Here is a 2,006-nt window from a genome sequence, read left to right as displayed (position 1 = left end):
TCACCCCACATGCTTTCAAAGCATGTGCAGGCCCCTACATCCCCGCTATATCAACGATCCCCGGCCGTGCTGTACACACATTTTGGCCTATAACTCAAGAATGGCCGGCATGGACGAGGTCGAGGTCGTCGTCGCGCACAGGCAGCGTGCCACCCTGCGTGTGGGGGACGCCTTTCTGAAGGTCGACGGCGATCCGGCGCACGCCGACGTCGAGCTCCGAGCGATGGCGATGGCGCCGATTCCCACCCCGCAGATCCTCTGGCACGAGCCTCCGGTGCTCGCCATCGCCGCGGTGCCGGGCGCAGCACTCGGAGTCCTCGGTGAGCCTTCGCCGGCGTCGCGGCAGGCGTGGGCCGCAGCGGGCGCCGCCCTGCGCAGACTGCACGAGGCGCCGTTGCCGCCGTGGCCGGGCCGCAGACTCGAGGACGTGGCGGAGCAGCTCGACCGTGAATGTGCGTGGCTGCTCGACACTGGCGTGCTGCCTGCCGAGGTGGTCCGGCGGAACCGGGAGATCGCGGAGGCTGCCCTGCGACCCCGGGAGTCGGTGTTCATCCACGGTGACCTTCAGCTCACCCACGTGTTCGTCGACGGTGATGAGGTCTCCGGGGTGATCGACTGGTCTGAGGCAGCGCCCGGTGACGCCATGTTCGACCTCGCCATCCTGACGCTCGGGCATGAGGAGCGTCTGGACGACCTGCTCGCCGGTTACGGCACCGGCGACGTGGATCGTGAGGTGATCCGCGCCTGGTGGTCGTTGCGCAGTCTGACGGCCTCGCGCTGGCTGATCGAGCATGGCTTCGATCCGGACGCGCCGGGGTGTGAGTTCGACGTGCTCCGGGCCCGCATGCAGGATCCCTGATCTCCAGGCCCTCCCGAGGGGCGGGTCAGTCGCGGGCGCGGACGATGACGCGGCCGGGGCCGCGCACCGTCAACCAGACGGGCTCCGGTTCGGGCCTCAGGTTGAGCCGAGGGATGAACTGCAGCAGCCACTTGATGCCTCGAATCGTGGTCTGGCGTGTGTAGTCCTCGGGCACGGAGATGTCGATCCCCTCAGTGAAGGCCAGCAGCGCGTCTCCCTCCACCCGCAGCGGCTCATCTTCGGCGACCTCCAGCACGATCGTCTCGCCAGGTGTCGCCGTGGCGAGCGTTCCGCTGCCCCGTATCAGCCAGGCGAATGTGGTGTCGCGGACCGCCGCCATCGACAGCGGGATGACCTCCTCCAGCGAAGACGTCAGTCCTTCGTCATGGGCCAGGACCTCGTGGGGAGAGAGGACCACCAGAGTGGCGTCCTGGAGCTCGAACAGAGAGACGTCTCCGCCGCGCCGGCCGAGCCACAGCATGCCGTCACCGCTGGCCGTATGGGTCTTCAGGTTCCCGGTCAGCGTGAGGCCTCCGGCGACGTCGATGTCGATGCTCCTAGCCAGTCGACGGCGGAATCGCCGGTCGCGGGCGGAACGGCCCCACCCCTTGTCTTTGAGCTGCCGGCGCAGGTCGTCGTCGATATCCTGCTGCTCATGGCGCAAGGTCAGCGCTCCGCGTTGGGCGAGGATGCGTCTCCTGCTCACCAGCACCGGGTGCTCCGGCGTCACGCGGACGCCGAGGATGTGCTGCGCCGCAGGGCTCAAGGCCCCGTCGGCGTCATGGGACAGAGCTCGCAGCTGTGGCATCGTCCGGGGATCAGGGTCAGTCATCTCCACCTCGGTCCGGCAGGGGATTCCGCGTGGCTGGTCGGCCGCCCGGGCCCGACCGGACTCGCGAAGGCCTGGGGCTCAGGCGTGTCCGGACCGTGCCGGACGGGCGCTCCGGTGCAGCCTTCGCTGGGGAACAGTGTCTACAGGGTAGACGATCAGGTGTCTGGTCCGTGAGTGTCTGCTGGATCTTCCGCGGCGTGGGAGGTGGTGTCCGACGACTAGGGCGTGTTGCTAAAGGGTGGAGCGTCGGTCGTCGGCGAGTCTGTCCTTGTGGCACGCAGAGAGATATCTGACGAGACTTGGGCAGTGATCGGC

2 protein-coding genes are annotated in these 2,006 nt (G+C 68.0%); one reads left to right on the top strand and one right to left on the bottom strand.

The window, feature by feature from the left end; genetic code table 11:
• Nucleotides 1–109: 109 nt before the first annotated feature.
• The gene (locus ABD658_RS15230) at nt 110–859 is read left to right on the top strand and encodes a phosphotransferase family protein (RefSeq protein WP_344744958.1); all 750 of its coding nucleotides are present in this window, start codon (nt 110–112) and stop codon (nt 857–859) included.
• Nucleotides 860–884: 25 nt separating this feature from the next.
• Here ABD658_RS15230 and ABD658_RS15225 read toward each other — a convergent pair whose 3' ends face one another.
• The gene (locus ABD658_RS15225; RefSeq protein ID WP_344684219.1) at nt 885–1,691 is read right to left on the bottom strand and encodes an AIM24 family protein; all 807 of its coding nucleotides are present in this window, start codon (nt 1,689–1,691) and stop codon (nt 885–887) included.
• Between the last annotated feature and the right edge of the window lie 315 nt (nt 1,692–2,006).

This window comes from Nesterenkonia aethiopica (genome assembly GCF_039534665.1).
Lineage (GTDB): Bacteria > Actinomycetota > Actinomycetes > Actinomycetales > Micrococcaceae > Nesterenkonia > Nesterenkonia aethiopica.
Note: the sequence above shows the minus strand (reverse complement) of the source record. Positions and strands in the feature narration are given on the sequence as shown.

What these genes read in the sequence shown, in the direction of transcription:
- ABD658_RS15225 (WP_344684219.1), bottom strand. Translation starts at nt 1,691, where the DNA reads ATGACTGACCCTGATCCCCGGACGATGCCACAGCTGCGAGCTCTGTCC.
- ABD658_RS15230 (WP_344744958.1), top strand. Translation starts at nt 110, where the DNA reads ATGGACGAGGTCGAGGTCGTCGTCGCGCACAGGCAGCGTGCCACCCTG.